The 3,191-nt window shown below is 65.2% G+C and carries 2 protein-coding genes; both read right to left on the reverse strand.

The annotated features are described in order from the left end of the window. The coding region (locus I6U14_RS07980; protein ID WP_296898297.1) for an efflux RND transporter permease subunit at positions 1 to 1,742 on the reverse strand (1,742 nt) is incomplete at its 3' end. Then, complete coding sequence (locus I6U14_RS07985) at positions 1,739 to 2,950, reverse strand: efflux RND transporter periplasmic adaptor subunit (protein WP_296898299.1); 1,212 nt, start codon at positions 2,948 to 2,950, stop codon at positions 1,739 to 1,741. The genes I6U14_RS07980 and I6U14_RS07985, both read right to left, overlap by 4 nt. Positions 2,951 to 3,191 lie beyond the last annotated feature (241 nt).

Consider the following 3,191-nt stretch of genomic DNA (forward strand, 5'->3'; position numbering starts at 1 on the left):
TGGAGCTGCTCCACGTAGCGCTTGTTGTAGTCCACGGTGGCAGTCTGCGGCGCCGTGGCCATGAAGAACAGGATGCTCTGGTCCTCAGTCGGCGCCAGCTCCTTCTGCGAGAAGCTGTACATGGCCCAGATGCTCGCGATGACCACCAGCGCCACCAGCACCGTGCTGCTCGGATACTTGATCCACCAGCGCAGCATGCGTGCATAGAGCTTGGCGAGGCCGTCGAAGAAGTGCTCGACGTTGCGCTCGAAATGCGCCTGATTGCCAGCCGGGCGCAGCACCCGCGCCGAGATCATCGGCGAGAGCGTCAGTGCCACGATGCCCGAAATCAGCACCGCAGCGGCCAGCGTGAAGGCGAACTCCACGAACAGCGATCCCACCAGCCCGCCCATGAAGCCGATGGGTGCATAGACCGCCACCAGGGTGGTGGTCATGGCGACGATGGGCAGCGCCAGCTCCCGGGCGGCGTCCATGGCCGCCTGCATCCGTGGCTTGCCCATCTCGATGTGCCGATGGACGTTCTCCACCACCACAATGGCGTCGTCGACGACGAGGCCGATGGCCAGCACCAACGCCAGCAGGGTCAGCAGATTGATGCTGAAGCCCATCAGCAGCATCAGGAAGGCCGCGCCGACGATGGCGAGCGGCACCGTCACCGAGGGCACAATGGCCGCGCGCACCGAGCCCAGCGACAGGAAGATCACGAACAGCACGATGAGCACCGCCTCGGCGAGGGTCTTGAAGACCTCCGCAATGGACTCCTCGATGAACTCGCTGGCGTCGTAGGGGATGTGCGCCTGCAGTCCCTCCGGGAACTGGGTCTTGAGATCCGGCATCAGCTCGTGCACGCGCGCGGCGACGGTGAGCGGATTAGCGCCGGGTGTCGGCTCGATGCCGATGAAGATGGCCGGGATGCCCTTATACAGCGTAGCCGAGTCGTAGTCCTGGGAGCCGAGCTCGACTTCGGCGATGTCGCGCAGACGCACCAGAGCGCTATCGTCAGACCGAACCACCAGGTCGCGGAAGTCCGCCACAGCGCTGACATCGGTATTGGTGGCCAGATCCACCTGCACCATATCGCCGCGCAGGTTGCCGATGCCGGCGAGGTAGTTGTTGGCCGCCAACACCTGGGCGATATCCTCACCGGTGACACCAAGGGCCGCCATCCGGTCCGGGTCCAGCCAGACGCGCATGGCGTAGGTCTGGTTGCCGAAGATCTCCGCCTTGGCAACGCCTTCCAGCGCCTGCAGCTGCGGCTGCACCACCCGCAGCAGGTAGTCGGTGATCTGCGCCAGACCCAGCTCCTCGCTGTAGAAGGCCAGGTACATGAGCGCCGTTGCATCCCCGGTGGTGGAGGTGATCACCGGGTTTTGCGCCGCCTCCGGCAGCACGTTGAGCTTGCTCGCAACCTTTGCCTGGATCTCCGCAATGGCCGCATTGGGATCGTAGTTGAGGCGCATTGTCGCCTCGATGGTGGATAGGCCTTGGGTGCTGGTGGACGTGAGGTAATCGATGCCATCCGCCTCGGCGACGGCCTGCTGCAGAGGCGTCGTGATGAAGCCCTGAACCAGATCGCTGCCCGCGCCCGGATAGGCGGTGGAGATTGTCACCACCGTGTTACGCGTCTCCGGATACTGCCGCACCTCCAGACCCAGGAAGGATCGGAGCCCGAGAATGAAGATCAAGAGGCTCACGACGCTCGCCAGTACCGGCCGGCGGACGAAGATGTCGGTGAAGCTCATGAGCCGTCACTGGCCTCGCCTGAAGGCTGCGCCGGCTCGGCCGCAGCCTGCTCCAGCTCACCAGGGGCCATGCCGGCATCCTGTACGATCTGCACCTCGGCGCCGTTGCGGAGTTTCTGATGGCCTGCAAGCACCACCCGGTCGCCGGCCGCGAGCCCGTCGGTGACTTCCACCAAGTCGCCCCGTACGGCGCCGGTGGCGATCTGCTTGCGGGTGACCACAAGCTTGGGGACCTGCGGCTGGTCGGCGGCTGCTTGAGTGTGGTCCGCTGCCTCCGGTTGCCCGTCGTTGGGCACCGGCTGCTCCTCGATCAGGAACACCGAGTCGCCGTAGGTATTGAAGGAGACAGCCCGGCGCGGCAGCACGAGTACCTGTTCGCGTACCGGCAGTAGGGTGGCGACCTTGGCAAACATTCCGGGCCGAAGGCGCCCGTCAGGGTTCGGTAGCTGCGCGCGCACTTGTACGTTGCGGGTGCCCTGATCGACCGCGGGGCTGATTGCCTGAATACGGCCGCTGAAGACGTCGCCGGGATAGGCCGCCACCCGCACTGCCACCGGCTGGTCCTCGGTGAGCTTGGCGAGGTGGCGCTCCGGAAGCTTGTAGTCTACGAAGACGGTGTCCAGTGCCTCCAGCGCGACGATGGTCGAGCCCTCCGGCAGGTACTGACCGATGTCGATCTGGCGGATGCCGAGCACGCCGTCGAAGGGCGCACGGATGGTCTTCTTTGCGATGAGGGCCTTCTTGGCGGCCACCGCGGCGCGGGCGCGAGATAGCTCCGCCTGGATTTGGTCGACGTCACCTTGGGAGACGGCCCGGTCTTGTAGCAGTTTGGTATTGCGCTCGATTTGAAGCTGCGCCAGCTCCAGCGAGGCCTCGAGACCGGCAAGATCCGCTTCGTCCACCGTCGTGTCCAATTGCACCAGCGGCTGGCCAGCGCGCACCCGGTCCCCGGACTCGAAACGGATAGCCCGAACTTGGCCCGGCACCTCGTTATTGACCATGACCCCTTGTACTGCCCGCACGCTGCCGACGGCGTCCAACTGCGGCTGCCACCGTTGGCGTTCAACGCGGACCTCGGACACGGCGGACGCCGGCATGGGGGCCGAGAACTCGGCGATCTGCGCCGTCACCTGCTCGTATTTCATGTAGGCCAATGCGCCGACGAGCGCGGCGAGGATCAGCAGAACGGTGAGCAGGCGCAGGAACATAGATGCGTCGGACCTTGGGTTGGGGTGGCTGCCACCGTTGTGAAGCAGCCGCTGCCGGCGAGGGATTCAAACGGCAGTTTGTGTCGGCGACGTGAAGTATACCCGGGGGGCGAGCGAGACCGCGCCGGCTTTACGCAACAGGGCGAGACTCAATACCTTCTTGCCGTACTTCGGGAAGCGCTGATGTATTGGCGCTTCCCGTCCGGGGCAGGACGCCCCGCCATTTTCGGCGACGTAAGTC

This window comes from Thiohalocapsa sp. (assembly GCF_019695415.1).
Taxonomy (GTDB): Bacteria; Pseudomonadota; Gammaproteobacteria; order Chromatiales; family Chromatiaceae; genus Thiohalocapsa.